24 protein-coding genes and 3 tRNA genes are annotated in these 24,896 nt (G+C 70.8%); 7 read left to right on the forward strand and 20 right to left on the reverse strand.

Annotated features, from left to right (window positions below; translation table 11 throughout):
- Positions 1-12: 12 nt before the first annotated feature.
- From KVT44_RS28735 to KVT44_RS28760, 6 genes are all read right to left on the reverse strand, one after another.
- Positions 13-1,629: a HAMP domain-containing sensor histidine kinase gene (locus KVT44_RS28735; RefSeq protein WP_217569731.1), complete on the reverse strand. Its 1,617-nt coding sequence runs from the start codon at positions 1,627-1,629 to the stop codon at positions 13-15.
- Complete coding sequence (locus KVT44_RS28740; protein WP_054235077.1) at positions 1,626-2,366, reverse strand: response regulator transcription factor; 741 nt, start codon at positions 2,364-2,366, stop codon at positions 1,626-1,628. The genes KVT44_RS28735 and KVT44_RS28740 overlap by 4 nt, the downstream gene beginning before the upstream one ends.
- A 135-nt stretch (positions 2,367-2,501) precedes the next feature.
- The gene (locus KVT44_RS28745; RefSeq protein WP_217569733.1) at positions 2,502-3,452 is read right to left on the reverse strand and encodes an amidohydrolase family protein; all 951 of its coding nucleotides are present in this window, start codon (positions 3,450-3,452) and stop codon (positions 2,502-2,504) included.
- Positions 3,453-3,508: 56 nt separating this feature from the next.
- Positions 3,509-3,862, reverse strand: coding sequence for an antibiotic biosynthesis monooxygenase (locus KVT44_RS28750; RefSeq protein WP_190173654.1), 354 nt, complete (start codon positions 3,860-3,862; stop codon positions 3,509-3,511).
- A 147-nt stretch (positions 3,863-4,009) separates the two neighbouring features.
- Entirely contained in the window at positions 4,010-4,879 is an 870-nt protein-coding gene (locus KVT44_RS28755) for a DUF2797 domain-containing protein (protein WP_190173653.1), read from the reverse strand.
- A gap of 70 nt (positions 4,880-4,949) precedes the next feature.
- Positions 4,950-5,318 carry an HGxxPAAW family protein gene (locus tag KVT44_RS28760; RefSeq protein ID WP_308314138.1) on the reverse strand — a complete coding sequence of 123 codons (369 nt, stop codon included), beginning with the start codon at positions 5,316-5,318 and terminating at the stop codon, positions 4,950-4,952.
- 105 nt (positions 5,319-5,423) lie between these two features.
- Between KVT44_RS28760 and KVT44_RS28765 the strand changes: the two genes are divergently transcribed.
- Complete coding sequence (locus KVT44_RS28765; protein WP_190173652.1) at positions 5,424-5,909, forward strand: MarR family winged helix-turn-helix transcriptional regulator; 486 nt, start codon at positions 5,424-5,426, stop codon at positions 5,907-5,909.
- Positions 5,910-6,060: 151 nt separating this feature from the next.
- On the opposite strand, the gene KVT44_RS28770 is transcribed toward KVT44_RS28765, so the two are convergent.
- Positions 6,061-7,161, reverse strand: a complete 1,101-nt coding sequence (locus KVT44_RS28770; protein ID WP_217569736.1) for a Bro-N domain-containing protein — start codon at positions 7,159-7,161, stop codon at positions 6,061-6,063.
- Between the two features lie 335 nt (positions 7,162-7,496).
- Between KVT44_RS28770 and KVT44_RS28775 the strand changes: the two genes are divergently transcribed.
- On the forward strand, positions 7,497-8,159 hold the full coding sequence (locus KVT44_RS28775; protein WP_217569738.1) for a hypothetical protein: 663 nt from the start codon (positions 7,497-7,499) through the stop codon (positions 8,157-8,159).
- On the opposite strand, the gene KVT44_RS61095 is transcribed toward KVT44_RS28775, so the two are convergent.
- From KVT44_RS61095 to KVT44_RS28790, 4 genes are all read right to left on the reverse strand, one after another.
- Positions 8,053-8,508, reverse strand: coding sequence for a putative Ig domain-containing protein (locus KVT44_RS61095; RefSeq protein ID WP_368857595.1), 456 nt, complete (start codon positions 8,506-8,508; stop codon positions 8,053-8,055). The two genes, KVT44_RS28775 and KVT44_RS61095, sit on opposite strands and share 107 nt — an antisense overlap.
- The gene (locus tag KVT44_RS61100; RefSeq protein WP_368857594.1) at positions 8,505-8,972 is read right to left on the reverse strand and encodes a VOC family protein; all 468 of its coding nucleotides are present in this window, start codon (positions 8,970-8,972) and stop codon (positions 8,505-8,507) included. The genes KVT44_RS61095 and KVT44_RS61100 overlap by 4 nt, the downstream gene beginning before the upstream one ends.
- 91 nt (positions 8,973-9,063) lie before the next feature.
- Positions 9,064-9,136 (reverse strand) — tRNA-Arg (locus KVT44_RS28785).
- Between the two features lie 194 nt (positions 9,137-9,330).
- Positions 9,331-9,421 (reverse strand) — tRNA-Ser (locus tag KVT44_RS28790).
- A gap of 218 nt (positions 9,422-9,639) precedes the next feature.
- Here KVT44_RS28790 and KVT44_RS28795 point away from each other — a divergent pair.
- Together KVT44_RS28795 and KVT44_RS28800 are read left to right on the forward strand one after the other, a co-directional pair.
- Positions 9,640-10,137 carry an SSI family serine proteinase inhibitor gene (locus KVT44_RS28795; protein WP_099921785.1) on the forward strand — a complete coding sequence of 166 codons (498 nt, stop codon included), beginning with the start codon at positions 9,640-9,642 and terminating at the stop codon, positions 10,135-10,137.
- A 202-nt stretch (positions 10,138-10,339) separates the two neighbouring features.
- Positions 10,340-14,434, forward strand: a complete 4,095-nt coding sequence (locus KVT44_RS28800; protein WP_217569742.1) for a PAS domain-containing protein — start codon at positions 10,340-10,342, stop codon at positions 14,432-14,434.
- Between the two features lie 101 nt (positions 14,435-14,535).
- Here KVT44_RS28800 and KVT44_RS28805 read toward each other — a convergent pair whose 3' ends face one another.
- The 8 genes from KVT44_RS28805 to KVT44_RS28840 form a co-directional block, all read right to left on the reverse strand.
- A complete protein-coding gene (locus KVT44_RS28805; protein ID WP_217569744.1) occupies positions 14,536-16,212 on the reverse strand; it encodes a long-chain fatty acid--CoA ligase in 1,677 nt (558 codons plus the stop codon).
- 148 nt (positions 16,213-16,360) lie between these two features.
- Positions 16,361-16,906 (reverse strand): SigE family RNA polymerase sigma factor, encoded by a 546-nt coding sequence (locus KVT44_RS28810; protein WP_095853762.1) that lies wholly within the window; start codon positions 16,904-16,906, stop codon positions 16,361-16,363.
- A gap of 263 nt (positions 16,907-17,169) precedes the next feature.
- Complete coding sequence (locus KVT44_RS28815; RefSeq protein ID WP_217569746.1) at positions 17,170-18,339, reverse strand: lipid-transfer protein; 1,170 nt, start codon at positions 18,337-18,339, stop codon at positions 17,170-17,172.
- On the reverse strand, positions 18,336-18,731 hold the full coding sequence (locus KVT44_RS28820) for a MaoC family dehydratase (RefSeq protein WP_217569872.1): 396 nt from the start codon (positions 18,729-18,731) through the stop codon (positions 18,336-18,338). The genes KVT44_RS28815 and KVT44_RS28820 overlap by 4 nt, the downstream gene beginning before the upstream one ends.
- Before the next feature lie 92 nt (positions 18,732-18,823).
- Positions 18,824-19,855 (reverse strand): acyl-CoA dehydrogenase family protein, encoded by a 1,032-nt coding sequence (locus tag KVT44_RS28825; protein WP_217569748.1) that lies wholly within the window; start codon positions 19,853-19,855, stop codon positions 18,824-18,826.
- 1 nt (position 19,856) lies between these two features.
- The gene (locus KVT44_RS28830; RefSeq protein ID WP_217569750.1) at positions 19,857-20,765 is read right to left on the reverse strand and encodes a bifunctional MaoC family dehydratase N-terminal/OB-fold nucleic acid binding domain-containing protein; all 909 of its coding nucleotides are present in this window, start codon (positions 20,763-20,765) and stop codon (positions 19,857-19,859) included.
- On the reverse strand, positions 20,762-21,925 hold the full coding sequence (locus KVT44_RS28835; RefSeq protein WP_099942242.1) for an acyl-CoA dehydrogenase family protein: 1,164 nt from the start codon (positions 21,923-21,925) through the stop codon (positions 20,762-20,764). The genes KVT44_RS28830 and KVT44_RS28835 overlap by 4 nt, the downstream gene beginning before the upstream one ends.
- A 228-nt stretch (positions 21,926-22,153) precedes the next feature.
- Positions 22,154-22,459, reverse strand: coding sequence for a hypothetical protein (locus KVT44_RS28840; RefSeq protein ID WP_217569752.1), 306 nt, complete (start codon positions 22,457-22,459; stop codon positions 22,154-22,156).
- A gap of 361 nt (positions 22,460-22,820) precedes the next feature.
- Here KVT44_RS28840 and KVT44_RS28845 point away from each other — a divergent pair, with 361 nt between their 5' ends.
- The 3 genes from KVT44_RS28845 (at position 22,821) to KVT44_RS28855 (ending at position 24,502) form a co-directional block, all read left to right on the forward strand.
- Positions 22,821-23,714, forward strand: coding sequence for a bifunctional DNA primase/polymerase (locus KVT44_RS28845; protein ID WP_217569754.1), 894 nt, complete (start codon positions 22,821-22,823; stop codon positions 23,712-23,714).
- A 37-nt stretch (positions 23,715-23,751) separates the two neighbouring features.
- On the forward strand, positions 23,752-24,183 hold the full coding sequence (locus KVT44_RS28850; protein WP_075031426.1) for a hypothetical protein: 432 nt from the start codon (positions 23,752-23,754) through the stop codon (positions 24,181-24,183).
- A gap of 148 nt (positions 24,184-24,331) precedes the next feature.
- Positions 24,332-24,502, forward strand: coding sequence for a hypothetical protein (locus KVT44_RS28855; protein ID WP_217569756.1), 171 nt, complete (start codon positions 24,332-24,334; stop codon positions 24,500-24,502).
- A gap of 262 nt (positions 24,503-24,764) precedes the next feature.
- On the opposite strand, the gene KVT44_RS28860 is transcribed toward KVT44_RS28855, so the two are convergent.
- Positions 24,765-24,851, reverse strand: a tRNA-Ser gene (locus tag KVT44_RS28860).
- Positions 24,852-24,896 lie beyond the last annotated feature (45 nt).

A 24,896-nucleotide genomic window follows, 5' to 3' on the forward strand; every position in this document is an offset into this window, starting at 1 on the left:
GAACGACTCTCGTCAAACGCCCTGTTGCACCCATGTGGTGGCGCTGTGCTGTGCCTGTGAGAACAGTTGCGCCTTTGTTTCCACGAACGGATCGACGGCGATCGCGGGCAAATGAAGGGTGAACACGGTCCGTCCGGGCATGCTGTCCACGGTGACGGCACCGCCGTGCGCGGCCGCGACGGCCTGCACGATGGCCAGTCCCAGGCCCGTCGAGCCGGAGGACCGGGAACGCGAGGAATCACCGCGTGCGAAGCGTTCGAAGACGCGCGGAAGCAGGTCGGGCGGGATGCCGGGCCCGTCGTCCTGGACGTCCACGCACAGCCACGGTCCGTGCCGGTGCACGCGTGCGGTGACGGTCGTACCGGGTGGGGTGTGCGTTCTGGCGTTCGCGAAGAGATTGACCATGACCTGTTGCAGCCGTGCGGCGTCCGCGAGGACCAGCGCGGGCTCCTCCGGCAGTTCGAGCCGCCAGTTGTGGTCGCGTCCGGCCGCCCGGGCGTCGCTCACGGCGTCGATGACGAGCGGTACGAGGTCGGTCTGGTCGTACTGGAGCGGGCGTCCGGCGTCCAGCCGCGCGAGCAGCAGCAGGTCCTCGACGAGCAGGGTCATGCGCCCGGCCTCGGACTCGATCCGGCCGAGGGCGTGCCGGGTGTCGGGCCCGGTCTCCTCGCGGCCGCGTCTGGTCAGCTCGGCATAACCGCGGATCGACGCCAGCGGTGTACGCAGCTCATGACTCGCGTCCGCGACGAACTGCCGTACGCGCATCTCGCTCTGCTGGCGTGCGTGCAGGGCGCTGTGGATGTGGTCGAGCATGCGGTTGAGCGCGGCGCCGACCTGACCGACCTCGGTGTGCGGGTCGGCCTCGGACTCCGGCACCCGCTCGTAGAGGGTGACCTCGCCGGTGTGCAGGGGGAGTTCGGAGACGCGGGTGGCGGTGGAGGCGACCTTGCGCAGGGGGCGCAGGGCGAGCCCGACGAGGACGCTGCCGGCGATACCGGCGGCGATGAGACCGGCGGCAGTGACGCTGACTTCTACCCAGATGAGGGTGTTGATGGTGTTGGTGACGGAAGCCGTCGGGATGGCGACGTAGTAGGCGCCCCTGGGGCCTTCCTGGTACGTGACGCGGTACTCGCCGAGGCCGGGGATGTCGACGCTGTGCGCGCCGGTCTTCGACACGGAGCCGAGCGCGGCCAACTGGGCCTCGTTGAGCTTGTTGGTCACCATCTCCGGGACGCCGACAGTGGTGGTGGTCGCCCCCTCCTTGGAGATGACCCCCTCGGTGATCCTGCCGTTCTTCACGACGGCGGCGATGGTGTTCTCTTGGTTCGGCCCACGCTTGAGGAAGCTGAATGTGTCGTTCTGCAGGCTGCCGTTGGACTGGTTCTGCGTGTTGTTCGGCGGTAGGCCCCCCGGCTTGTCCGGGCCACCGCCGGTCGCCCGCCCGACGGTCTCGCCCAGCGTGGTGTCCAGCTGCCCGTACAAGTGATCCCGCAGCGCGAGGGTCGTCACGGTAGCGATCACCGCACACACCACCGCGATCAGCGTCACCGCGGAGACGACGAGCCGCGTCCGCAGCGTGCGCGGCTGTCGTCCTCGCCCCTGCTTACGCGGCCGTCGTCGCCCGCTCATGACGCCGCGGGCTTGATCAGGTAACCGGCCCCACGCCTGGTGTGGATCATCGGCTCACGTCCGGCGTCGATCTTGCGGCGCAGGTACGAGATGTAGAGCTCGACGACGTTGGCCTGGCCGCCGAAGTCGTACGACCACACGCGGTCGAGTATCTGTGCCTTGCTGAGTACACGCCGGGGATTACGCATGAGGAACCGCAGGAGTTCGAACTCGGTCGCGGTGAGGTGGATGTTCTCCCCGGCACGCGAGACCTCGTGGCTGTCCTCGTCGAGGGTGAGGTCGCCGACGACGAGCACGGAGTCGGAACGCCTGTCGGCGGCACCGGAACGGCGGATCAGTCCGCGCAGCCGGGCCACGACCTCCTCGAGGCTGAAGGGCTTGGTGACGTAGTCGTCGCCGCCGGCCGTAAGCCCCGCGATGCGGTCCTCGACGGCGTCCTTGGCCGTGAGGAAGAGGACGGGTACGTCGGGCAGATCGCGGCGCAGGCGCCCCAGGACCGCGAGGCCGTCCATGTCCGGCAGCATCATGTCGAGGACAACGGCGTCGGGCCGAAACTCGCGCGCGGTCTGCACCGCGCCCTGTCCGTCACCCGCGCTGCGGATCTGCCAGCCTTCGTAGCGAAGGGCCATGGAGAGCAGTTCGGTGATCGACAGCTCGTCGTCCACTACCAGCACTCGGACGGGGCTCCCGTCCGGCCTCAGCAGTTCGGTGCGCCCCTGGGGCGAGGTCGTGGTCATAGCGGACACCTTGTCGGGGTCCTCTGAGAGCACGCTTTCGGGAACCTGTGATTTTCCTGAGAAACACACAGGTGCCTCTCAGGGAACTCCTGGGAAGATCACGAAGTTCCCGAGGGGCGTTCCGGGGCGCCCCGTTCAGGGACTGATCGCGAAGAGACGAGCGCCGTTCTCGTAGCAGACGGCCCTCAGCCAGTCGTCCCCCAGCCCGAGCCGTTCGAGGGCGTGCAGCTGATGGACGTACGGATAGGGGATGTTCGGGAAGTCGGTCCCCAGCAGGACCCGGTCACCGAGGGCGACGAGCCGGTTCCTGGCCTCCCGCGGAAACGGCGCGAACCGCTCGCTGAAGTCCGTGAACGCCATCGTCGTGTCCAGCCGCACCTCCCCGTAGCGCTCCGCGAGGGCGAGGAAGTCCTCGTACTCGGGCATCCCCATGTGCGCCACGATCAGACGCAGTCGGGGATGCCGGGCGAGGACACGGGCGACCGGTTCGGGCCCGGTGTGTTTGCCGGGCGCGGGACCGGACCCGCAGTGGATCACGACAGGGACCCCGGCCTCGGCGAGCAGCCCCCAGGTGGAGTCGAGGAGTCGATCACTCGGGTCGTACGCTCCCACCTGGACGTGCGCCTTGAAGACGCGAGCCCCTTGCTCCAGGGCCTCCCGCACATACCCCTCGACGCCCGGCTCGGGGAACAGGGTCGCGGTGTGCAGACAGTCGGGCGTCCGGCGGGCGAAGTCGACGGCCCAGGAGTTCAGCCACTGCGCCATGCCGGCCTTGTGCGGGTAGAGCATCGCGGTGAAGGCCCGTACCCCGAACTCCCGGATGACCGCGAGCCGCTCGCTCTCCTCCGCGCGGTAGGTGATGGGCCACTCGACGCCGCCGGTCAGCGGCCCGAGCGCGTCGAAGTAGTCCCACACCTTGCGCAGGACGCGCTCGGGCATGAAGTGCGTGTGGACATCGACGAGCCCCGGAAGCCCGAGCCGCTCCCAGAACCGCCGTACGTCTTCCCCGCCGGACCCGTCAGTCCCGCCGGACCCGTCAGTCCCACCAGACCCGCCAGTCCCGCCAGTCCCGCCAGTCGCCCGCACGCTCGCTCCTGCCACTCCGCCCTGCCTTCGTGCCCTGCTGAGTCCCGATGTTCCGCTCAGTCCCCTGGAGTCCGCTCGAACTCATGGCTCCGCTCGACCTTGGCGATGTGCAGCGTGTAGCGCTCGTACCACTCGGCGCGGCCACGCCGCTGCGCCGCGCGGTGCTCGGCGTGTCCGCTCCACTCCCTGATCGCGTCCGCGTCCCGGAAGTACCCGACGGTGATCGACAGTCCGCCCGGCGTGTGCGCCTGGTCCATGCCGAGGTAGCCCGGGATGTCCTTCACCAGCTCCTCCATGCGCTCGGCGGTCTCTCCGTACCCTCCGTCGTCCTCGGTCCTGACGGAGGTGAACACGGCTACGTAGTAGGGGGGTTCGTGGGCTGCGACAGGTGCGGTGGAGTGATCACTCATGTCAGCCACTGTCGGGCCGCGTGTCCCCACCCGTCCAGGCCCTTTCCGAACGGGATCCAAGAGGGATCCAACTCTTGACCCTCGGAGAACGGCATCCGCGCGGGCACTCGGACTCGGGCGCTCACGCGGGCACTCGGACCCGGGCACTCAGAAGAGCCCGTCCTGCCTCACACTCCTGTCCTCCCACTCCCTTACGGGAACCGTCAGTTGCTCACCCCTGACCGCGGTCAGCTCCCACCCGGTCATGAGCCGCGTATCGACCACGACGACCCCACGCCCGGTCGCCAGATGCAGATCGGGCCCGGCCGCGGCGACCAGCTCCCCGCTCACCACACCACCCGCGACCAGCTCGCTCACGACACCGATGGCGGGCGGGAGCCCTTCGAGCCCGAACACCTCGGTGTGATCGACGGCCTGGAAGGGCGCCCGCTCCAGGGACTCGGGCCAGCCTTCGAGCTCCATGACCCGCGCGTGCAGCTCCCGGATCTCCTCGAGCCGCTCGGCCGCCCCCGGCAGCGCGGCCCGCACCGCCCGCTTCTCGGCGTACGGGATCCGGTCCGGCACCCGGAGCGCGGCCCGCAGCAGTTCCTCCGTCCGCCGCGCCGCCATCAACGGCCCCTGCCCCAGCCAGCTGAAGACGACGGCCCCCTGCTCCAGCAGCCGCGCCGACCCGCGGGCGGCCCCGGTGATCCCGACCTTGACCATGCCGGGCCCGAACCAGGCGAGATACACGCGGTAGGGCCGCGGGTCGTCGGCCATCGTGTCGGCGGCCACGGAGTGCGCACGGTCCAGCCGCGCGCACTCCTCACAACGGGCCCCCGCACTCCGCCCCGACACCACCGCCCGCACCGGACACGCGTTCCCCCGCGCCCCCACACAGGTCCGTACGCCCTCGTCCACCACCCCAAAGGCCACCCGCTTCCCCCAGGACAGCGCACTGCCCCGCCCGCCGCCCCACATCAGCACGGGGCCGTCCGCAGACCACCGCAGACCCGAACATCTCCACGTCTGTGCCATCACTCACGAGCGTAGGCGTTGCCACCGACAACGGGACCGGCGATCAAGCCGCCTCCGCCCGGGCAGCCGTTCAGGTGATGGACTCGGTCACGGGTTCACCACTCACAGGCTTACCGCCGACAGCCACGTCCGACCTGATCGCGGGCCGCCCGCGCCCCGCCAGTCGGCACCCCACACACCCGGGGTGCCCCTGCCGCGCGCCGAGGTCCCTGACCCGCAGTCCCCACTCCGAGGTCGGCCGTCGCCCGGGCGGCTTGCCCCATCCGGCGAGATGGAGCACCCAGGTGACCAGCACGCTCACGGCCACGACCGCCAGCCCGCCCCACTCGCCGAGGGCGTTGTCGGCGCAGACCCCCAGCCCGATGCCCACCACCCCCACGGTGGCGATCCCGAATCCGGTCCAGCCCGCGAGGGTGTGCCCCTCGTCATGCTTGCTCACGTATTGCCTCCCTCTGTCCGAACAGCGGAGTTTCGTGATGTGAGGGACTAGAATCCCTCATACGCTAAGAAATCTACCCCAGAAACATCTCACGCACTAAGGGAAATGCCCATGCAGCAGGGCACGCCGCGCCCACCCGCGACTCCGGCCCAGGCGCTGAGCGCGATGGACCACCTCATCGCGACGGGCATGATCGGCCAGCAGGAGATGGCCCAGCGGCTGAACCTGAACGTCACCGACCTCACGTGCTTCGGCTTCGTCCTGGAGGCGGGCGACACGCTGCTCACGGCCGGCGACCTCGCAGAGCGGGCCCATGTCACGACGGGCGCCGTCACGGGGATCCTCAACCGCCTCGAACGCGCCGACTACGTCACCCGCCGTCCCGACCCCGACGACCGCCGCCGCGTCCGCGTGGCCGCGAACCCGGACGCGGTCGCCCGCGTCAAGGCCCTCTACGAGCCGCACTACGCCCGCGTCACCGAACTCTTCTCCGACTACTCGCCCGCCGAAATCGCAGTCCTGTACGACTGGTTCACCCGTACGGGAAGGCTGATGGGCGAATACCTGGAGGAGCTGCGGAAGGGCGACTGAGCCGGCGCGCCTTCACCTAACGTGGGGAGGGCCCGAAGCCGCAAGTATGGGATGCGACTTCGGGCCCTTCTCCTTCGTCCGGCGCCCTTCGCCCGACGTCCTCGGCGTCCTTCGGCGTTCCCTGGCCCCCCGGCGTCCCCCTGGCAACCCCCTAAGGCAGCACGTACACCGGCGCCCCGTCCGCTGCGCACCCGCTCTGCTTCATACATCCGCGCTTGAGCAGCATCCGCACACTGTCGTGCACGCGCTCCACCGTCAGCCCGGTCCGCCCGGCGATGTCCTCCAGCCGGTACTGCGCCTTCCCCCGCACGAGGGCGGGCGCGAGATACGCCGCCACGGCGTGCACATCCGCGGTGACGACAAGATTCCTCGCCTGCCACCCCGCCAGCAGTTCCTGCGGAGTCATCACCGGCGGCTTCCGGCCCCCGCCGCCCGCCCCCATCCGCCCCGCGATCCGGTCCAACGACTCGGCCATGCGCCCCAGGGCCGCCGCCATCGCGTCCTGGCTCCGGGCGATCACCTCCTGGCTGCGAGCGATCACCTCCTGACTTCTAAAGATCATTTCCTGGCTGCGCGCCATCGCGTCCTGGTTCCGGGCCATGGCGCTCCGGTCAGCGTTCGACTCCCGCAACAGCTGATTCCTCTCGGCCATCAACTGCTCCCGTTGAGCCGCCAGCCGATTACCCTCAGCCATCAGGGCATTGCGCTCGGCCAGCAATTCGTTCCGCGCCGCCGCCCGCGCCGCGAACTCCTCGTCCGCCCGAATGTTCCGCTCCTCGAGCCGCACGATGGCATCGGCGACCTGCTGGGGCACGACGTAGGCGACGCCACCGCCGGGGGCGGGCTGTACGGGGGCCGGCTCGAGTTCGTAGCAGCCGTCGCGCTGGATGGTCACGACGACCTCGGCCACCCAGGCCTTGAAGGGCTCGCACTCGGGCTTGGTGCACCCGTTGACCAGTCTGACGAGCCCCTGCAGATTCACCATCTTCATCGACTTCTTGAGCCCGTGACCTGCAATCTTGCTCAATGCGTCTACTCCATAGACGCTTCGTGCAAGATCCTCGAGGCTCTGTTGGCAATCTTCCGCGACATGCCAGAGAAGGGCTTGGCGGGTGTTGGTGTAGCCGAGGTCCTTGGCCACGTCCGCCGCCGGGAACCAGTGCTCCCCCTCAGCCGGCGTGAGCCTCCGCACCCGCGCCCCCGTCGCCGCGAACACGAAGTCGTTGACGTCGATCGCGTCCTGCTCGTACATCGAGCACCACCTCCACGCCGGAAAATAGGCGAGGAAGCATGCAACTCCCTTAGAAATCAATGACGTTCACTCGATAGACGACAGCAGGATCGATTCCCCGCAAGCACCCCCACACGGGAAGCCCGCGGCGACGGCGTGCGGGCCGGGGATTGTGCTCGGACCAACGGCATCGGTCAAGTCCCGGCTTCTCGCGTCACGTGATTCAGGGGCATGACCCGATTCAAAGGACCGGGCCTAATGGACACATGCGATGCACGGCCGGAAACCCATAAGTCGCAGACCATTCGTCAACCCACTGTCCACCCTCTCCCCAATTCCACGGGATGTGAATTTCCATGACTCGCCGTTCCCATTTCCAGCGCCTTCTGCTGCTCGCCGCCTCGACCACCGTGATCGCCGGAGGCGCGGTGTTGCCCAGCAGCGCGATGGCCGCCACGGCGGCGCCGCACACGGCCACCGTCACCACGGTCGCCTCCGATCACGACGCTCACCGTCAGCACGGCAGCCCCGCTTCCGCCAAGCAATGGGTGGAGACCACCGACGCCGTGAGCGGCATCAAGTTCCGGCTCCCCGGAAAGCCCGAGGTCATGCAGTTCACCCAGGCCGTGGACGGAATGAACGGTCGCCTTTACAAGGTGAGGACCGATAACGGGGTCATCGTCTTCGCGGTCTTCGACCTGCCCCGCGCCCAGGGGGAACTCGACGACGCTCTTCGGGGCTTGGTGGACGGCTACAACGCGGGCACCCAGTCCCCCAAGCACAAGCTCTCCAGCACCAACGTCCACAAGATCACGGTCCACGGCCAGCCGGGCCTCGACGCGCGTCTCTCCGCCCCTGACGGGGCTGCGGGTTCCGCCCGCCTCATCGCCGGCGACGCCCACTTCATCGAGATCATCTCTCTCGGCCCGAAGGGGAAGGAGAAGCCCATGCAGGAGACGTACCAGCAACTCCTCGCGAGCGTCCACGACCCGCACGCCCACGCCACCCGTGCCGACTGACACCCAAAAGACCGAGCGCTCCGACACCGACCGAACCCACAGCCCCGTACTCCCCGAACGCCAGAGGCCCCGGATCCCTCCGGGGCCTCTGAACCGCCTGCGCGCCGTCCGCACACCTGGCCTCGGATGTTGGGGCGGTCGTTGCCGGTGATGACGTTGAAGCCTTGGGCCCGCAGGTCGGCGGGGCTGGTGGCGCAGGTAGGGGGGCGGGGGACTGCACGGTGAGTGTGAACTGCCGTGAGGCCGCAGGCACGTTCGGGTTGGGATCGGTGGCCGTGGCAGTGAGCCTGAACGTGCCATTTGTGGTGGGAGTGCCGGAGATCTCTCCGCTGTCCGGGTCGAGGCTCAGGCCGGGGGCAGGGAGCCGGCAGTAACCGCGAAGGTGGGGTCCTCGGTACCGCCGGTGGTCCCCAGGGTGGCGGCCGAAGCACCCCCTCCACCACCGCCGGCCGCTCGTGCACGCCGTACGTGCTCCGGCCAGCGGCCCGGAACCGCTCCTTCGAGGCACTGTGCAGCTGGTGTCCCGGTAGCTGTCTGATCGACACCCAGGACTATCCGATGAGGGTGTCCTTCGGACGGACTACGCAGAACTCGTTCCCCTCCGGATCGGCCAGCACGGTCCACGACCGCGCCGAGGGCAAGGATTCGCTCGATCTCGGCTTCCCGGTCCTCCGCCATGGAGGTCAGATCGAGGTGCAGGCGGTTCTTGACGACCTTGCGGTCGGTCACCGGCATGAAGCAGATTCCCACCGGGCAGTCTCGTCCGGCCCGATCACGACCTCCCGCTCCCGCTCGGACAGGATCTGAGCTCATGGACAGAACGGAAGCGGTTGCCGTCAAACACTGCCGTCAAGGCAAAAGCCAGAGGCCCCGTGGATCACTCCACGGGGCCTCTGGTCTGGTGTGCACTCGGCAGGATTCGAACCTGCAACCTTCTGATCCGTAGTCAGATGCTCTATCCGTTAAGCTACGAGTGCTTGTTTTCTTGTTTCCTGCTTCGTCCCGCTTCCCGGGCTTTCGGCCCGCCCGCGGCGACAGGAAGAACATTACATGACTGCCGCCGCCATGTGAAATCCGTTTGCCGCACCCCTTGTGAGCTGGGCAAACGCGCTCCAGAGGGGCTCAACGCCGAAGCCCCGGTCCAGGTGGACCGGGGCTTCGGATCTTGGCGCGGAGGCGGAGGGATTTGAACCCTCGATGGGCTTTAAGGCCCAAACCGCATTAGCAGTGCGGCGCCATAGACCGGACTAGGCGACGCCTCCCGCACAACCGCCCACGCGAGCGCGAGTGGTGCGTGCAGATGATGACACAGCCGGGTGGGGTGTCACCAATCGGCTCCCACGGTACTAGGCAGTCGGGTCACAGAGCAAAGTCCCGAGGAGCCGGAGAGCCGAGGAGCCGGAGAGCCGAACCTCTGAGAGGCGCGGGGGCAGGCGTCTGCCGCGCGCAACCGCTCGGGGCCCCTCGCGTTAGTCAGGTCATGTTGCGTCGTCTCGTCCTCACCGCCGCCGCGTCCGTCGCGGCACTGTCCGCCGTACCCGCCCTGCCCGCCGTCGCCCAGGCCGGAGCCGCCCGCGCGGAACCGGCCTCCCTGAGCCTGATGCCTCCGCCGGCCCGCGGGGAGGATTCCGGGGACCGGCTGACCGTGACCGTCCAGCACACGGAAGGCGGCGACGGGACGTACGAGCTGCGGTGTCATCCCGATGGCGGCAGTCACCCCGACGTGGGCAAGGCGTGCGCGGCGCTGGACCAGCGGACCACGTGGGGCAAGGACCCCTTCGCCCCCGTGGCGCCCGGCACGATGTGCACGATGATGTACGGCGGTCCGGCCACCGCCCATGTGACCGGGACCTGGGCCGGGCGGCCCGTCGACGCGCGGTTCGACCGGGCGGACGGCTGCCAGATCGCGCGCTGGGACGCCCTCGTCCCCCTGCTCCCCGGCTCCGCCCACAGCCGCGGCACGGCTCGGTCATGGTGACGCCACGGTTCGGCGAGGCAGGGAGGGAAGGAATGAAATGCGCGGTCACAGGTTCTTCCGTTCTTCTGCGTGCGACCTCCCTCTCATCCGGCGCCGCGAGCGCAACCTCTGCCCGTAGACTCCCTCGCGTGACACGCTGCGGGCAGGTTGGCAAGATGGCCCTCGCGGTCGGCAAGGTGCGGTAACAGGGAGGAAGCGTCTCGTGAGCAGCAGGCCATCCCGAGGCGCTGCTCGCCTCGCAGCCATACTGGACGCGCTGCCCGATGCGTTGGTGCTGGTCAACGCCAATGGCACGGTCGTCAACGCCAACACCATCGCCCTGGAGGCCTTCGAGGCCCCGGGTACGGCTCTGGTGGGCCGGGGGCTGCTCGATCTGCTGCCGCAGTTCGACTCGCGGCTGATCCCCGGGTCCATGCGGCGGCCCGAGACGATCGACCAGCGCGGGCGGACCAAGCCGACCAGGATGATCGCGCGGCGGACCGACGGCAGCGAGTTCCCGGTCGAGGTCACCAGCGCGAACCTGGAGAACGGCCAGCAGGCCTACGACAGTTACGGTCCCACCCCTGACGAGCTGCTCATGCTCGTCGTACGCGATCTGTCGGGCACCGTCGACACCGAGGCCGAACTCGCGCGTTCGCAACGACAGACCGAGATGATCCTGCGCGCGGCGGCCGAGGGGGTCGTGGGCACGGACACGGAGGGGCGGGTCGTCCTCGTCAATCCGGCGGCCGCTCAGATACTGGGATATCGGGCCAGTGATCTCGGCGGGCAGGACCTGCACGCCCTCATCCTTCACTCGCGCGCGGACGGCGAGCCCTTCGCGTACGAGGAGTCCCCGCTCGCCGACACCCTGCGCTCCGGGCGCAAGCACCGGGTGCGCGGGCAGGTGCTGTGGTCCAAGTCCGGGAACAAGGTGCCGGTCGACCTGACGACCGCTCCGGTGCGCGACGGGGACCAGCTCGTCGGCGCCGTGATGACCTTCACCGACCGACGGCCGTACGACAGCCTCGTCGAGGAGAAGGACGCCGAGGCCACCCAGCACGCGGAGGAGATCGAGCGGATCGGCGAGGAGCACGCGGCGGAGCTGGCGGAGCTGCGCGAGCGGCACGCCGCCGAGCTCGCCGAGGTGAGCGAGCGCCACGAGGAGGAACTCGCCGCGGGCGACGAGCGGTACGCGGCGCTCGGCGAGCGCGAGAAGGACCGCTACGAGGCACTGACCGCCCGGCACGATCAGCTCCTCTCGGTGCTCGGCCAGTCCCTGCGCGGGCCCCTCGACCAGCTGCGCGGTGAGCTCTCCAAGCTCGCCGCCGACGACGCCGGCCAGCTGTGGCCCGAGGCCAACCAGGTACTTCACCACCTCGCGGCGGGCTACTCGCGGATCACGACCCTCGTCGACAACGTGCTCGGCTATCAGCGGCTGGACGCCGGGGCCGAGCAGATCGTCCGTACGAACGTGATGCTGGACGCGGTCGTCGCGGCCGGTGTCGACGGGGCCGTCGAACTGATCGGGCCCGGGCGGGTGCAGTTCGCCGTGCACGCGCCGCCCATCGAGGCCGAGGTCGACCCGCAGCGGCTCGCGCAGGCGCTGGCGCACCTCATCGCGGACGTGGCCGGCGTCGACGCGACCGGCAACGCGCCGGTGTCCGCGGGCGGCTACATGGACAACACCGTCGTCGTGGCGGCGGCGCAGCGCGGCGAGGTCGTACGGATCGAGGTGCGCGGGCCGTACAGCGGGGGAGACCCGGTGCACGAGCCGATCGTGCGTGGGATCGTGCGCGCGCACGGCGGCGTGCTGCAGACGCACGAGGTGCCGGGGATGAGCGGCAGCGCGTTCGTGCTGGAGGTGCCGATCGGCGACGGGGCCGGAGCGATGGCCCCCGAGGCCCCGGCGTCGACCGGTGCCGAGATCGCCCTCCCCGAGCAGGCCTCTCACCAGAACGGCGGCAACCAGGGCGGCAGGCGGCGGGCCCGACGGTCCTCCGTGGACGCCTTCCTGGAGAGCGAGGTCGCCCCCGCGGAGCCGGTCACGACCGAGGGCGGTGCGGCCGCTCCCACCGGGCGGCGCAGGCGCCGTACGGCCGCGGAGCAGGAGGCCGCCGGGGCGTCCGTGCCCGCGCAGGCCCAGGGTCCCGGTGACGGCGATGGCGTCGCCACCGGGCGCCGTCGTGGGCGGCCGAGCCCGGTCGAGGGCGCGGACGGCGACGCGGCCGAGGGTGTGTCGGAGGGCGCGGTCGTCATGGCGGCCGAGCACGCGGCGGGAACCGCGGCCGTGGGTACGGGACTGGGCGGGACGGTGCCTCCGCAGGGGGTTCCCGTGGCTTCTCCGCAAGGGGTGCCCGTGCCGTCCGGGCGGCGGGCGCGGCGTGACGGCGAACAGCACGCGCTGCCGCCCGCGTTGCCCGCGGCTCCCAGCGCCCCGAGCGCGCCCGTTGCTCCGGGTGCCCCGGAGGCCGTCCCCGCCGAAGGTGCCGGCGCGCAGCCGACCGGTCGACGTCGGCGGGCGCTGGCCGCGGCGGCCGAGCGGGCAGCCGTGCAGGAAGGGGGCGCCCGGACCGTGTTCGCGCTTCCGCCCGCGGAGGCGGACCGTTCACCCGAGTACATCCAGGCCGAACAGGCCCAGCAGGCGCAAAGGGCCCAGCAGCAGCTCCTGGAACAGGCGGGCGACGCCGTCGGTGCCGTCGCCGGTCGGGGCCAGGGGGACGAGGGCCGGCACGACGGGATGCCGCACGACCCGGCCGACGATCACACTCCGCCCCAGCCGCACCCGGTTTCCGCGCCGTCGGGAGTGCGGAAACGCCAGGCCCCGGCCCCGGCCCCGGCTCGGCCGGACGCGGCGGCGGTTCCGGCCCAGGGCGTCCCCGTACCGGCCACCCCGGCACCCGGAGCCCCGGCACAGGCCGTCCCCGCGCAGGCCCCGGCCCCTTGGCCGGCCCCGAACGCCGACGACACCTCCGGCGCCGGCACCCCCGTACCGCCTGGTGCCCCCGCCCCGGCGGCGGCCGCCGCCCGCCGGGCCCAGCCGCAACCGCAGGCGCAGACTCCTGCCCCCGGCACCCCCCTCCCGCCGGAGCAGCCCGCGCAGCCGGTGCCCCGGCCGGGTGCTCAGCCGCGGGTCGCCCAGCCGCTGCCCGCCGAGGCCGCCGCGCCGATCGACCCCAACTCGACGCAGGGGCGCGCGTTCAGCGTGCGGACGCTCGGGCAGGGCGTGCCGTTCAGCCGTCAGTCGACGCCGAACCAGCCGGGGGCCGTACCGGCCCAGGCCCAGGCGCAGGCACAGCAGACCGCCACGCCTCCCCCGCACCAGACCAACGGCTCCGGCCGCCGCCGCAAGCTCGGCACTCCCCCCGAGCCCGCCTCCGAGCGCCCCGAAACGACGGCGCGTCCGCACCCGCAGGCCGGGCAGACCGCCACGGCTCCCGGGCCGAGGCTGCCCGGAGCGACCGAGGGCGCCGGTCGGTCGTACGCCATAGGAGCCCCGGACAAGAACGCCGACGAGGGTCCTGAGCCGCTGGACGGTCCCGGTGGCGCGGTCGAGGTCGCCGACCAGCCGCAGCCGCGGCCCGTGGACGACGAGCTGCCCCCGGAGCCGCTGGACAACCCGCGCCGCCTCCTCGTGTGGCCCGCGCCGGACGTGACGACCCAGCAGGCGCTGAGCGACCGCGGCTACCGGCCCGTCATCGTGAACTCGCGCGAGGAGGTGGACGCGCAGATCGCCGCGTTCCCGGCCGCGCTGTTCGTGGACCCGCTGACCGGTCCGATCACCCGCACCGCGCTGCAGTCGCTGCGCCAGGCCGCCGTCGCCGCCGAGGTCCCGGTACTGGTGACGGCGGGACTGGGGCAGGCGACGCGGGAGGCGGCGTACGGCGCCGATCCCGCCGTACTCCTGAAGGCGCTCGCGCCGCGGGACTCCGACCAGCACCCGCCGCGTGTCCTGCTCATCGAGGAGCACGCGGAGATCGCGCTGGCGTTGACCTCGACGCTGGAGCGGCGCGGAATGCAGGTGGCGCGGGCGTCCACGGACGCGGACGCCGTCACGCTGGCCTCTCAGATGCGGCCGAACCTGGTCGTGATGGATCTGATGCAGGTACGGCGTCGGCGCGCCGGGATCGTGGACTGGCTGCGGGCGAACGGGCAGTTGAACCGCACCCCGCTCGTCGTCTACACCGCGGCTGTCGACCAGGCCGAACTGCCGCGCCTCGCCGCGGGTGAGACGGTCCTGTTCCTCGCCGAGCGCTCGACGAGCGTCGAGGTGCAGGACCGGATCGTGGATCTGCTGGCGCGCATCGGCACGAACTGACCCGCTGCGCCGCAGGCCTCTAACTGGGTTCACACATACGACGGTTGGGGTGCTGTTTCACGTGAAACAGCACCCCAACCGTCATTCTGCCGTCGAGGACCTCAGAGCTGGGTGACGTCCAGCGTGCCCTCCGCGTACTGCCTGCGCAGCACCTTCTTGTCGAACTTGCCGACGCTCGTCTTCGGGACCGACTCGATGATCGTCCAGCGCTCGGGGAGCTGCCACTTGGCGATCTTGCCCTCCTCGGCGAGGAAGGTGCGCAGCGACACGAAGTCGGTGGTGGCGCCCTCCCTCAGGACGACCGTGGCGAGGGGGCGCTCGCCCCACTTGTCGTCAGGGACGGCGACGACGGCGGCCTCGGCGACGGCCGGGTGGGACATCAGCGCGTTCTCCAGGTCGACGGAGGAGATCCACTCGCCGCCCGACTTGATGACGTCCTTGGCGCGGTCGGTGAGGGTCAGGAAGCCGTCGTGGCTTATCGTGCCGACGTCGCCGGTCTTGAGCCAGCCGTCCTCGCTGAACTTGTCGGCGGGGCGAACCGGTTCGGAGCCCTGGCCGCCGTAGTAGGCGCCCGCGATCCAGGGGCCGCGCACCTCCAGCTCGCCCGCGGACTCGCCGTCCCAGGGGAGGCGTTCGCCGCCGGGGCCGGTGAGTCGGGCCTCCACGCCGGCCGGGAAGCGGCCCTGGGTGAGGCGGTACGCGAACTCCTCGTCCGTGCCGACGACACTGGCCGGCGGCCGGGCGATCGTGCCCAGCGGGGAGGTCTCCGTCATGCCCCAGGCGTGGCAGACGCGCATGCCCAGCTTGTCGAAGGCCTCCATGAGGGAGGGCGGGCAGGCCGAGCCACCGATGGTGACCTGGGTGAGCGAGGAGACGTCCCGGGGCTTGGCGTGCAGTTCGCCGAGCAGGCCCTGCCAGATGGTGGGGACGGCCGCGGCGTGCGTCGGCCGCTCGGACTCGATCATCTCGGCGAGCGGCGCGGGCTGGAGGAAACGGTCCGGCATGAGGAGGTTGACGCCGGTCATGAACGTGGCGTGCGGCAAGCCCCAGGCGTTGACGTGGAACTGGGGGACCACCACGAGCGAGGTGTCCTGGTCGGTGAGCCCCATCGACTGGGCCATGTTGACCTGCATGGAGTGCAGATAGATCGAACGGTGGGAGTAGATGACGCCCTTGGGGTCGCCGGTGGTGCCGGAGGTGTAACACATGGCCGCGGCGGCACGCTCGTCCAGCTCCGGCCAGTCGTACGTGGTCGGCTTGCCCGCGATCAGCTCGTCGTACTCGTGCACCTGGACGCTCGCGCCCTCGAGCAGCGAACGGTCACCGGGGCCCGAGACGACCACGTGCTCGACCGTCGGCAGATGGGGGAGCAGCGGCGCGAGCAGCGGGAGCAGCGAGCCGTTGGCGATGATCACGCGGTCGGCGGCGTGGTTGACGATGAAGACGAGTTGTTCCGCGGGGAGGCGGAGGTTGAGCGTGTGCAGGACCGCGCCCATGGAGGGGATCCCGAAGTACGCCTCGACATGCTCGGCGTTGTTCCACATCAGCGTCGCCACACGGTCGTCGTCCTCGACACCGAGGTCCTCGCGCAGCGCGTGCGCGAGTTGGGCGGCCCGGTCGCCGATCTCGGCGTAGGAACGGCGCTGCGGCTCTCCCTCACCCGTCCAGGTGATCACCTGCGAGGTGCCATGGATGGCCGACCCGTGGGTCAGGATCCTCGAGATCAGCAGCGGTACGTCCTGCATCGTGCTCAGCACGGCGTCCTCCCGGGGCGACATTGCCTACGAGGTGGTAAGGGATGCGCTGATTCTGCGCACATACCACGCGGTATGTCACTAGCTCCGGACGATCGATCAGGTCACAGGGGTCGTTCGGCTCGGACGGGAACTTTTCCGCAGGGGCCGTTCGGCCCGGATCTGCCGAGGGTCAGCGCACGGGTTCCAGCTCCGGGTCCTCGCGCAGCTTGCCCAGCGCCCGTGACACCGCCGACTTGACCGTGCCGACGGAGACACCGAGCACCTCCGCGGTCTGTGCCTCGCTCAGGTCCTCGTAATACCGCAGGACGACCATGGCCCGCTGCCGCGCTGGAAGCTTCATGATCGCGCGCCACATCGCGTCGTGCAGCGCCTGCTGCTCGGCCGGGTCCCCGGCGGGGACGTCCTCCGGCTCCGGGAGCTCGTCGCACACGAACTCGTCCACCTTGCGCTTGCGCCACTGCGAGGTCCGGGTGTTCAGCAGCGCACGCCGTACATAGCCGTCGAGCGCGCGGTGGTCCTCGATCCGCTCCCACGCGACGTAGGTCTTGGTCAGCGCGGTCTGCAGCAGGTCCTCGGCGTCGCTCGGGTTCGCGGTCAGCGAGCGGGCGGTACGCAGCAGCACCGGCTGGCGGGCCTTCATGTACGACGAGAACGACGGATACGGAAGGGTCCGCGTCCCGCCGTTCGAACCGCTGGTGCAGACGAGTGAGGTCATGGCTCCACGCTAGGAGTGACCCCTACCTTTTCGGATCGGCCGCAGGTCCCGAAGAGGTGTCCCCCTCAGGTTGTAGGAGGGGGGCTGGCCCCACCTCCTGAGGGTGGACGAGCGGCGCCTGCACCCTGAGGGTTCACCCCTGAGAGACCCGTACGGCCGTAGTACGGCGGCTGCCGCCGTACTACCCGGGATGTCCCCGAGGGGCCCCGAAGGCTCCGTGACGCGGGGCGAGCGGGGAGAGCGGGGAGAGCCCGACAGCGTACTCATCCCCCGTCCGCCCCCAGGATCAACCCCGACGTGGGGACCCCGGTGCCCGCGGTGACCAGGGTGCGACCGGCGCCCGGTATCTGGTTCACGGACGTGCCGCGCAGTTGGCGTACGGCCTCCGCCACCCCGTTCATCCCGTGCAGATACGCCTCCCCGAGTTGCCCCCCATGGGTGTTCAGCGGCAGCCGCTCCTCGGCGACGAAGTCCGCGGCCTCCCCCGGCTTGCAGAACCCGAACTCCTCCAACTGCATCAGCACGAACGGCGTGAAGTGGTCGTACAGGATGCCCACGTCGATGTCCGTAGGGGTCAGCCCCGAGGTCCGCCACAGCTGGCGCGCCACGACCCCCATCTCCGGCAGCCCGGTCAACTCGTCCCGGTAGAAACTCGTCATCTGCTCCTGCGCCCGGCCCGCGCCCTGGGCCGCCGCCGTGATCACCGCGGGCGGATGCGGCAGGTCCCGGGCACGCTCCACGGAGGTGACGACCAACGCCTGGCCACCGTCCGTCTCCTGGCAGCAGTCCAGCAGCCGCAGCGGCTCCACGATCCACCGCGAGGCCGCGTGTTCGGCGAGGGTGATCGGTCTGCCGTGGAAGTACGCCGCCGGGTTCGTCGCCGCGTACTTGCGGTCCACCACGGCGACGTGGCCGAACGCCTCGGGCGTCAGTCCGTAGGTGTGCAGATACCGCTGGGCCGCCATCGCCACCCAGGACGCCGGGGTGAGCAGCCCGAACGGCAGGGCCCAGCCCAGCGCGACACCCTCGGCCGACGGCTCCCGCTGCTGCACCCCCGCTCCGAATCTCCGCCCCGACCTCTCGTTGAACGCCCGGTAGCAGACGACGACCTCGGCCACCCCGGTCGCCACCGCGAGCGCCGCCTGCTGGACGGTCGCGCAGGCCGCACCGCCTCCGTAGTGCACCCGGGAGAAGAAGGACAGCTCGCCGATCCCGGCCGCCTGGGCGACGGTGATCTCCGGGCTGGTGTCCATGGTGAACGTGACCATCCCGTCCACCTCGGCCGGTGTCAGCCCCGCGTCGTCGAGCGCCGCCCGCACCGCCTCCGCGGCGAGCGTCAGCTCGCTGCGCCCGGAGTCCTTGGAGAACTCGGTGGCCCCGATCCCGACGATCGCCGCCCGGCCGCCGAGCCGGTCCTTCGTGCGTACGCTCACGAGGCGCCTCCGGGCGGCAGGGTGACCGTCACGGTCCCGGTCACATGTCTGCCGATGCCGTTCGCCCCGGCGACGCGCACGGTCGCGGTGTCGCCCTCGACCTCTTCGACCCTGCCGGTCAACACCATCGTGTCGCCGGGGTAGTTGGGCGCTCCCAGCCGTATGGACACCTTGCGGAGGACGGCGTCCGGTCCGAAGTGGTCCGTGATGTACCGCCCGACGAGGCCGTTGGTGGTCAGGATGTTCATGAAGACGTCGGGAGAGCCCCTGTGCCGTGCCAGCTCGGCGTCGTGGTGCACGTCCTGGTAGTCCCGGGACGCGATCGCCCCGGCCACGATCAGCGTGCGCGTGATCTCGATCTCCAGCGGCGGCAGCTCGTCACCGGCCCGCACGCACTCGCCCGCTCCGGCCCGGACGCGCTCGCCCTTCCCAGCCCGCACACGCTGTCCCTCTACGCCCCGCACGCGCTCCCAATCCCCGACCCTCATGTCTCCTCCTCCCCGCTCGCGATCAGCTCCCCCAGTTCCTGGAGGACTTCGCTCCCGCACCCCAGGTACGCGTCCAGCTGCCTCCCCCACAGGAAGTGCCGGTGCACCGGGTGCTCCAGGTCGGCGCCCGTCCCTCCGTGCAGATGCTGGCCCGCGTGAACGACCCGCTGACCCGCCTCGGACGCCCACCAGGCCGCGGTCAGCGCGTGCGTCGCGTACGCGAGCCCCTCGTCGCGCCGCCACGCCGCCTCGTACGCCGTCACCCGTATCGCCTCGGTGTCCATGTACGCGTCCGCGGCCCGGAGTTGGACACCCTGCTTGGCGGCGAGCGGGCGTCCGAACTGCTCGCGTGTGTTGGTGTGCTCCACGGCTCGTGCCAGCGACCCGGCGCACACCCCGGCCTGCAGCCCCGCGAAGGCCGTCCGGGCGGTGGCGAGCACGTCGTCGTACGCGTCCGTCCCGCCCACCGGCTCCCCCGGCGTCCCGTCGAGTGTCAGCCGCCCCGCCGCCCAGGGCGCCGTCAGCTCGACCGGCGCGCACCGCGCGTCAGCGGTCCGCGCGAGCCACAACCGGCGCCGGTCGTCCGCGACGAGCACATGGGTGGCGTCCCGCAGCCACGGCACCACGGGGACGACTCCGCTCAACCGCCCCGCCGCGTCCGCCCGAACGCCTCCCGGCTCGAAGACCGCCCCGCAGACCACCGCCGTCCCGTCCCCGATCCCCGGCAGCAGCCGCTCCCACTGCTCCGGTGATCCGTGGGCGGACACCGCCAGCAGCCCGTACACACAGCTCGCCGCGAACGGCACCTGGGCCGTGGTCCGCCCCTGCTCCTCCAGGAGCAGCACCAGGCCGACGAGCCCCGTGTCCGCGACGGCCGCCACCAGCCCGGCCGCGCACAGCGCCTTCCATGTCTCGGCGTCGCTGCCGGTGCCGGCCGCAGCGAGCCGCTCCGGGGTGGAGAGGTCGCCGAAGATCCGCGCGGCCAGATCGCGGGCGGCCGCCTGTTCCTCGGTGGGCGTGAAGTCCATGTCAGCGTCCCCCCTCCGCACCGGCGCGGAAGACCGGCAGCACCAGCTCCTCGTCGTACCGCTCGAACCGGAGCCGCACGGGCACCCCGATCCGCACCTTGTCGTACGGCACCCCGATGACGTTGCTGACGATCCGGACGCCCTCGGCGAGCTCGATCAGGCCGACGGCGTACGGAGGGTCGAAGGCGGGGAACGGCGGGTGGTGCATGACGACGTACGAGTAGACCGTCCCGTCTCCGCTCGCCTCGACCGTGTCCCACTCCGGGGAGCCGCACGCGCCGCACCCCGGCAGCCAGGGAAACCGCAGCGTCCCGCAGCCGCCGCACCGCTGGATCAGCAGCTGGTGCCGGCCTACGCCCTCCCAGAACCCGGCGTTGTCCCGGTTGACGACCGGTCGTGGCCGGGCCGCCTTGGACCTGGTGCGCGCCGGGGCGTACTTGAGGATCCGGAACCGGTGCGTCCCCGCCGGCTCCCCGTTCGCCCGTACGTCCATCCGTGTCGTGACGAAGTGCCCGGTGCCCAGCTTGGTGGTCTTGCGCTCGGAGACCGACTCGATCACGGCGTCGAAGGTGATCTCGTCGCCGGGCCGCAGCGGGCGCAGATACTCCTGCTCGCAGTCGGTGGCGACCACGGAGGTGCAGCCGGCCTCGTCGAGCAGGCCGAGCAGCTCGTCGTACGCGTCCGAGCGGCCCTCGTGCCCGGACAGGCCGCCCATCGTCCACGCCTGGAGCATGGTGGGCGGCGCCACGGCGCCCGGACCCGTGTACGCCGCGTTGGTGTCGCCCATCGCCTCGCACCAGTGCCGGATCATCGGCTCGTTGACCGGGTCCTTGCCCACGCCCGCGACGGCGGCCGCACGCCCTTCGTACGCCTTGAGCCGCGCCTCCAGCTCGGCCGCCTCGTCGCTCACCGCCGCCCCCTCGTCATCCCGAGCCGCATGGTCGCCACGATCTCCCGCTGCACCTCGCTCACCCCGCCCCCGAACGTGTTGATCTGCGCCGCCCTGTTCATCCGCTCCAGCTCGCCGTCCCCGAACACACCCGGCGAACCGGAGCGCACCAGCGCCTGCGCACCCACGACTTCCTGACACATTCGGTACGAAGCGACCGCCGATTCCGTTCCCGCGACCTTCACGCCGCTCGCGTCGCCCGGGGCCAGTCGGCCAGCCCCGACATCCCCCACCAAACGCCAGTTGAGCAGGCGTGATGCCGCCAGCCGGGCATGCACCTCGGCCAGCCGAAAACGCACCCAGGGCTCGTCAACCCGGCGCCGCCCCGTCACCGGATCGGGGGTGCGCGCCGCCCGCAGCGCGGCCGCGTAGAAGTCCTCGGCCTGCATGCCGATCGCGGCGAGGGCGACCCGCTCGTGGTTGAGCTGGTTGGTGATGAGCTCCCAGCCGCCGTTCTCCTCGCCGACGAGGTTCGAGGAGGGGACGCGGATGCCGTCGTAGTACGTGGCCGTGGTGGTCAGCCCGCCCACCGTCTCGATCGGTGTCCACGAGAAGCCCGGCGCGTCTGTGGGCACGAGAACGATCGAGATGCCCCGGTGCTTGGGCGCGTCGGGGTCGGTGCGGCAGGCGAGCCAGATCCAGTCGGCGTGCTGGGCGTTGGAGGTGAAGATCTTCTGCCCGTCGATCAGCCAGGACTCGCCCTCCCGCACGGCGCGGGTGCGCAGCGAGGCCAGGTCCGTGCCCGCCGAGGGCTCCGAGTACCCGATCGCGAAGACGAGGTCGCCCCTGAGGACGCGCGGCAGGAAGTACTCCTTCTGCGCCTCGCTCCCGTACTTCATGAGGGTCGGTCCGACGGTGTTCAGCGTGACCATCGACACCGGCGCTCCGGCCCGGTACGCCTCGTCGAAGAACACGAACTGCTCGTCGGCTCCGCGCCCTTGGCCCCCGTACGCGACGGGCCAGCCGATCCCGAGCAGTCCGTCGGCGCCGATGCGACGCAGCAGCGCGCGCTGCCTGCCGGGGTCGTCGGCGGGCGGGGGACCGTCGGGCATCAGGTCCCGGAAGTACGTACGCAGTTCGGCGCGCAGCCGTTGCTGGCGCTCGGTGGGGGCGAGGTGCACGGCGGCGGCCCTCCCGGACCTCGTACGAACAAGGTTTTCTGACTGTCCGTCAGATAATGAGAGCTGTCAAGGTCACGGCGGGAGGGGACCGCCGAGGACGGACACGCGAAAACGTCTGCGCGACGGCACCGAAGTGCCGTCGCGCAGACGCGTTTCCACCCCGCAGAGCTCCCCACACGGTGCTTCAAGGCCGATGAGCCCGTCGAGAGCGGGCGAATCGGCCCCGACTCACCAGAGGTTGGTGAAGTTGACGACGGCGGTCGACTGGTCGATGGCCGTGAACGCGGAGTCGTTGACCTGGGCCGTGTTGTTCCGGTTCGAGGCCCCGGAGCCGATCGCCTGCTGTTGCGTGGTGGAGGAGTTGCCGCTGTTGTTGTGTCCGACCCCGCTGCCGCTGACGGTTGCCACGCCCGCGTTCGATCCGTCGTCCGCGAAGGCGCCGTTGTCCGCGGCGGCGACACCCGTGAAGAGGGCGGCGGCGAGGGGCAGGGCCGAGACGGCGGCGAGAACGCGGGCGGTACGGATGCTTGCCATGTGAATTCCTCCAAGAACCGGATGTACGGACCGGCGCGAACCGGGAAGTACTGCTCGTTCCAAGGCGGTTGGCCGACCGCCCCGGCGCTGATCACGACGTCGCGACTCCAGAGTTGCCCACCGAATCCCTGGCGAACCACCCCGGAAGCCGTGATTCGCCCTCAAGCGTGAGTACATGTCGATAAACCCTCTTCATGACAAGAAACCCCAGCTCAGACCGGATCGGACAGCTCGACCCCGGGCGCCCCAAGAGGGGAACCGTTCCGCCGCTTTTTGGCCAATCCCTCCTAAATCGCCTTCCCGGCGCCCCCACGTCCGGCAAGCCCTTCCCTTTTTCGAACACTCGTACGAACATGGATGCATGGCCACCATCGACCGGCAGGCCACGACCCTGGCCCTGGCCCACGCCCTGTCCGCCGCCGAACGCGGCCTCGCGGTGATCCCGCTGTCCCGCACGAAGCTCCCGGCCCTGCGCTCCCCCCACCGCGACGACCCCGATCCCGACCCGACGTCCCCTCCCTGCCACGGCGAATGCGGCCGCTTCGGACACGGCGTGTACGACGCCTCCACCGACCCCCGCCGCATCCGCGCGCTCTTCGCCGCCGCGCCCTGGGCGACCGGCTACGGCATCGCCTGCGGCCTCGACCCGCACCGCCTCATCGGCATCGACCTCGACACCAAATCCGGTACGGACTCCTCGGCCGCCCTGCGCGAACTGGCCCTGCGCCACCTGTTCACGATCCCGGAGACTGTGGTCGTGCTGACCCCGAGCGGCGGCCGCCACCTCTGGCTGACCGGACCGCCCGACGTGGTCGTCCCCAACTCGGCGAGCCGACTGGCCCCGGGCATCGACATCCGCGGCGCCGGCGGCTACCTGGTCGGCCCCGGCTCCCGCACCGAGCACGGCGTGTACGGAACGGCCCCGGGCACCGCCCAGTTGGCGCCCGCGCCCTGTCCGCACGAACTCCTGCGCCTGCTCACGCCCCCGCCCCGCGCACACCACCGCGCGCCCCCTGCGACCGGCCAACACGGCCAGGGGCTGGTCCAGTTCGTGCTCGCCGCCCACGAGGGCCAGCGCAACACCCGCCTCTTCTGGGCCGCCTGCCGCGCCTACGAGAACGGCATCGGCCCGGAGCTGACCACCGCACTCGTCGAAGCCGCCGTCCGCACCGGCCTCACCGAACGCGAGGCCCGCTCGACGATCGCCTCGGCGTCCCGGATGACGTTCCCACGCCCCGGACCACCGGAAAACTGAACGACACCACGAACCGCCCGTCCCTAGGCTGCGCGCCATGGCACTGACCCGCGTCACCCTCACCTCGGGCAGAACCGTCGAGATATCCGACCTGCGTCTCACCTCGACCTACGGCGGAATGCTCGAGGGCTACCCCTTCAAGCGCTGGAACGACGGCATCGTCGACCGCCTGGCCCGGCGTACCGCGGCGGCGTTCCCCAACACCCCGACGCACCTCGTCACACCCCACCGAGACCATCCGGACCTGCCCGCCCGCGGCTTCGGCCCGGTCGAACTGCTCCCCGCCGTGACCTGCGTCGGCCTCTTCCTTTCCAGCGCGGTCGACCCCGCCGTCGACCCCGTCCTGCACCGCTCGGCCCTCGCGGTCGCGTGGTTCCAGGCCACCCCCGACATCCCGTCCGGCCACACCGCAGATCCGGCCCTGCGCGCCATCCCCTGGGAGGAAGCCGCCCAGGACTTCGAACTGTGAGCCGTCGCGGGCCTGCCGAAGGGGGTGCCCTGAGGCTCTGCAGGCACCCGGGTGCACTCCGCTCCGCCGGGTGGCCTTGCCGCCGAAGGTGCCCGCCCCTGATGCACTCCGTCGACCACTCCGTACAGTGCGCGGGGAGAGGGGCGACATGGTTGATCAGAACTGGGGCGATGACACCGCGTACCACCGGGCCGTGGGGCGGGCGTGGGTCGTGGTGGCGGTCGCCTCGTGTTGCTCGTTGGTGGCGGTCGGGTTCGTCGTCCTCGCTGTCTTCGGCGTGGGCGTCTTCGTGGCTCTCGTGAACGCTCTCAGCGGATAGCCGGCTGCGGCACAGCAGCGAAATACAGCAACCACAGCAACCACCCCGGTCGGCGGCGTGCGTGTAGGACCTCGGCGCAACCGCATGACCATCAGCGACCGATCCACACAGAGCTACGGATCAGAAGATGCCGTGCCCCTGCCGTGCCCGATCCACCGGTAACTGACGGGGAACCACGGTGGACGGGGAACCACGGTGGTTGGCGGACAACGCCCATGAGAACGGCCCCCGACCGATTTACCGGTCAGGGGCCGTTCACCTGCGGTGGGTGTGGGATTTGAACCCACGGTGACATCGCTGCCACGACGGTTTTCAAGACCGTTCCCTTAGGCCGCTCGGGCAACCCACCCCGCGCCACCGGCGATCGTCGGTGGCGCGGGGACAAGACTAACCG

The organism is Streptomyces sp. GbtcB7 (genome assembly GCF_019091445.1).
Lineage (GTDB): Bacteria > Actinomycetota > Actinomycetes > Streptomycetales > Streptomycetaceae > Streptomyces > Streptomyces mirabilis.

Bases quoted from the DNA above. Each gene is read 5' to 3' on its own strand.
- KVT44_RS28825 (WP_217569748.1), bottom strand. From the start codon at position 19,855: ATGGACTTCACGCCCACCGAGGAACAGGCGGCCGCCCGCGATCTGGCC.
- KVT44_RS28755 (WP_190173653.1), bottom strand. From the start codon at position 4,879: ATGGCACAGACGTGGAGATGTTCGGGTCTGCGGTGGTCTGCGGACGGC.
- KVT44_RS28805 (WP_217569744.1), bottom strand. From the start codon at position 16,212: ATGTCGCCCCGGGAGGACGCCGTGCTGAGCACGATGCAGGACGTACCG.
- KVT44_RS28845 (WP_217569754.1), top strand. From the start codon at position 22,821: ATGGCCACCATCGACCGGCAGGCCACGACCCTGGCCCTGGCCCACGCC.
- KVT44_RS61100 (WP_368857594.1), bottom strand. From the start codon at position 8,972: ATGAGCTCAGATCCTGTCCGAGCGGGAGCGGGAGGTCGTGATCGGGCC.
- KVT44_RS28850 (WP_075031426.1), top strand. From the start codon at position 23,752: ATGGCACTGACCCGCGTCACCCTCACCTCGGGCAGAACCGTCGAGATA.
- KVT44_RS28795 (WP_099921785.1), top strand. From the start codon at position 9,640: ATGTTGCGTCGTCTCGTCCTCACCGCCGCCGCGTCCGTCGCGGCACTG.
- KVT44_RS28735 (WP_217569731.1), bottom strand. From the start codon at position 1,629: ATGAGCGGGCGACGACGGCCGCGTAAGCAGGGGCGAGGACGACAGCCG.
- KVT44_RS28775 (WP_217569738.1), top strand. From the start codon at position 7,497: ATGACTCGCCGTTCCCATTTCCAGCGCCTTCTGCTGCTCGCCGCCTCG.
- KVT44_RS28765 (WP_190173652.1), top strand. From the start codon at position 5,424: ATGCCCATGCAGCAGGGCACGCCGCGCCCACCCGCGACTCCGGCCCAG.
- KVT44_RS28740 (WP_054235077.1), bottom strand. From the start codon at position 2,366: ATGACCACGACCTCGCCCCAGGGGCGCACCGAACTGCTGAGGCCGGAC.
- KVT44_RS28810 (WP_095853762.1), bottom strand. From the start codon at position 16,906: ATGACCTCACTCGTCTGCACCAGCGGTTCGAACGGCGGGACGCGGACC.
- KVT44_RS28840 (WP_217569752.1), bottom strand. From the start codon at position 22,459: ATGGCAAGCATCCGTACCGCCCGCGTTCTCGCCGCCGTCTCGGCCCTG.
- KVT44_RS28855 (WP_217569756.1), top strand. From the start codon at position 24,332: ATGGTTGATCAGAACTGGGGCGATGACACCGCGTACCACCGGGCCGTG.
- KVT44_RS28770 (WP_217569736.1), bottom strand. From the start codon at position 7,161: ATGTACGAGCAGGACGCGATCGACGTCAACGACTTCGTGTTCGCGGCG.
- KVT44_RS28750 (WP_190173654.1), bottom strand. From the start codon at position 3,862: ATGAGTGATCACTCCACCGCACCTGTCGCAGCCCACGAACCCCCCTAC.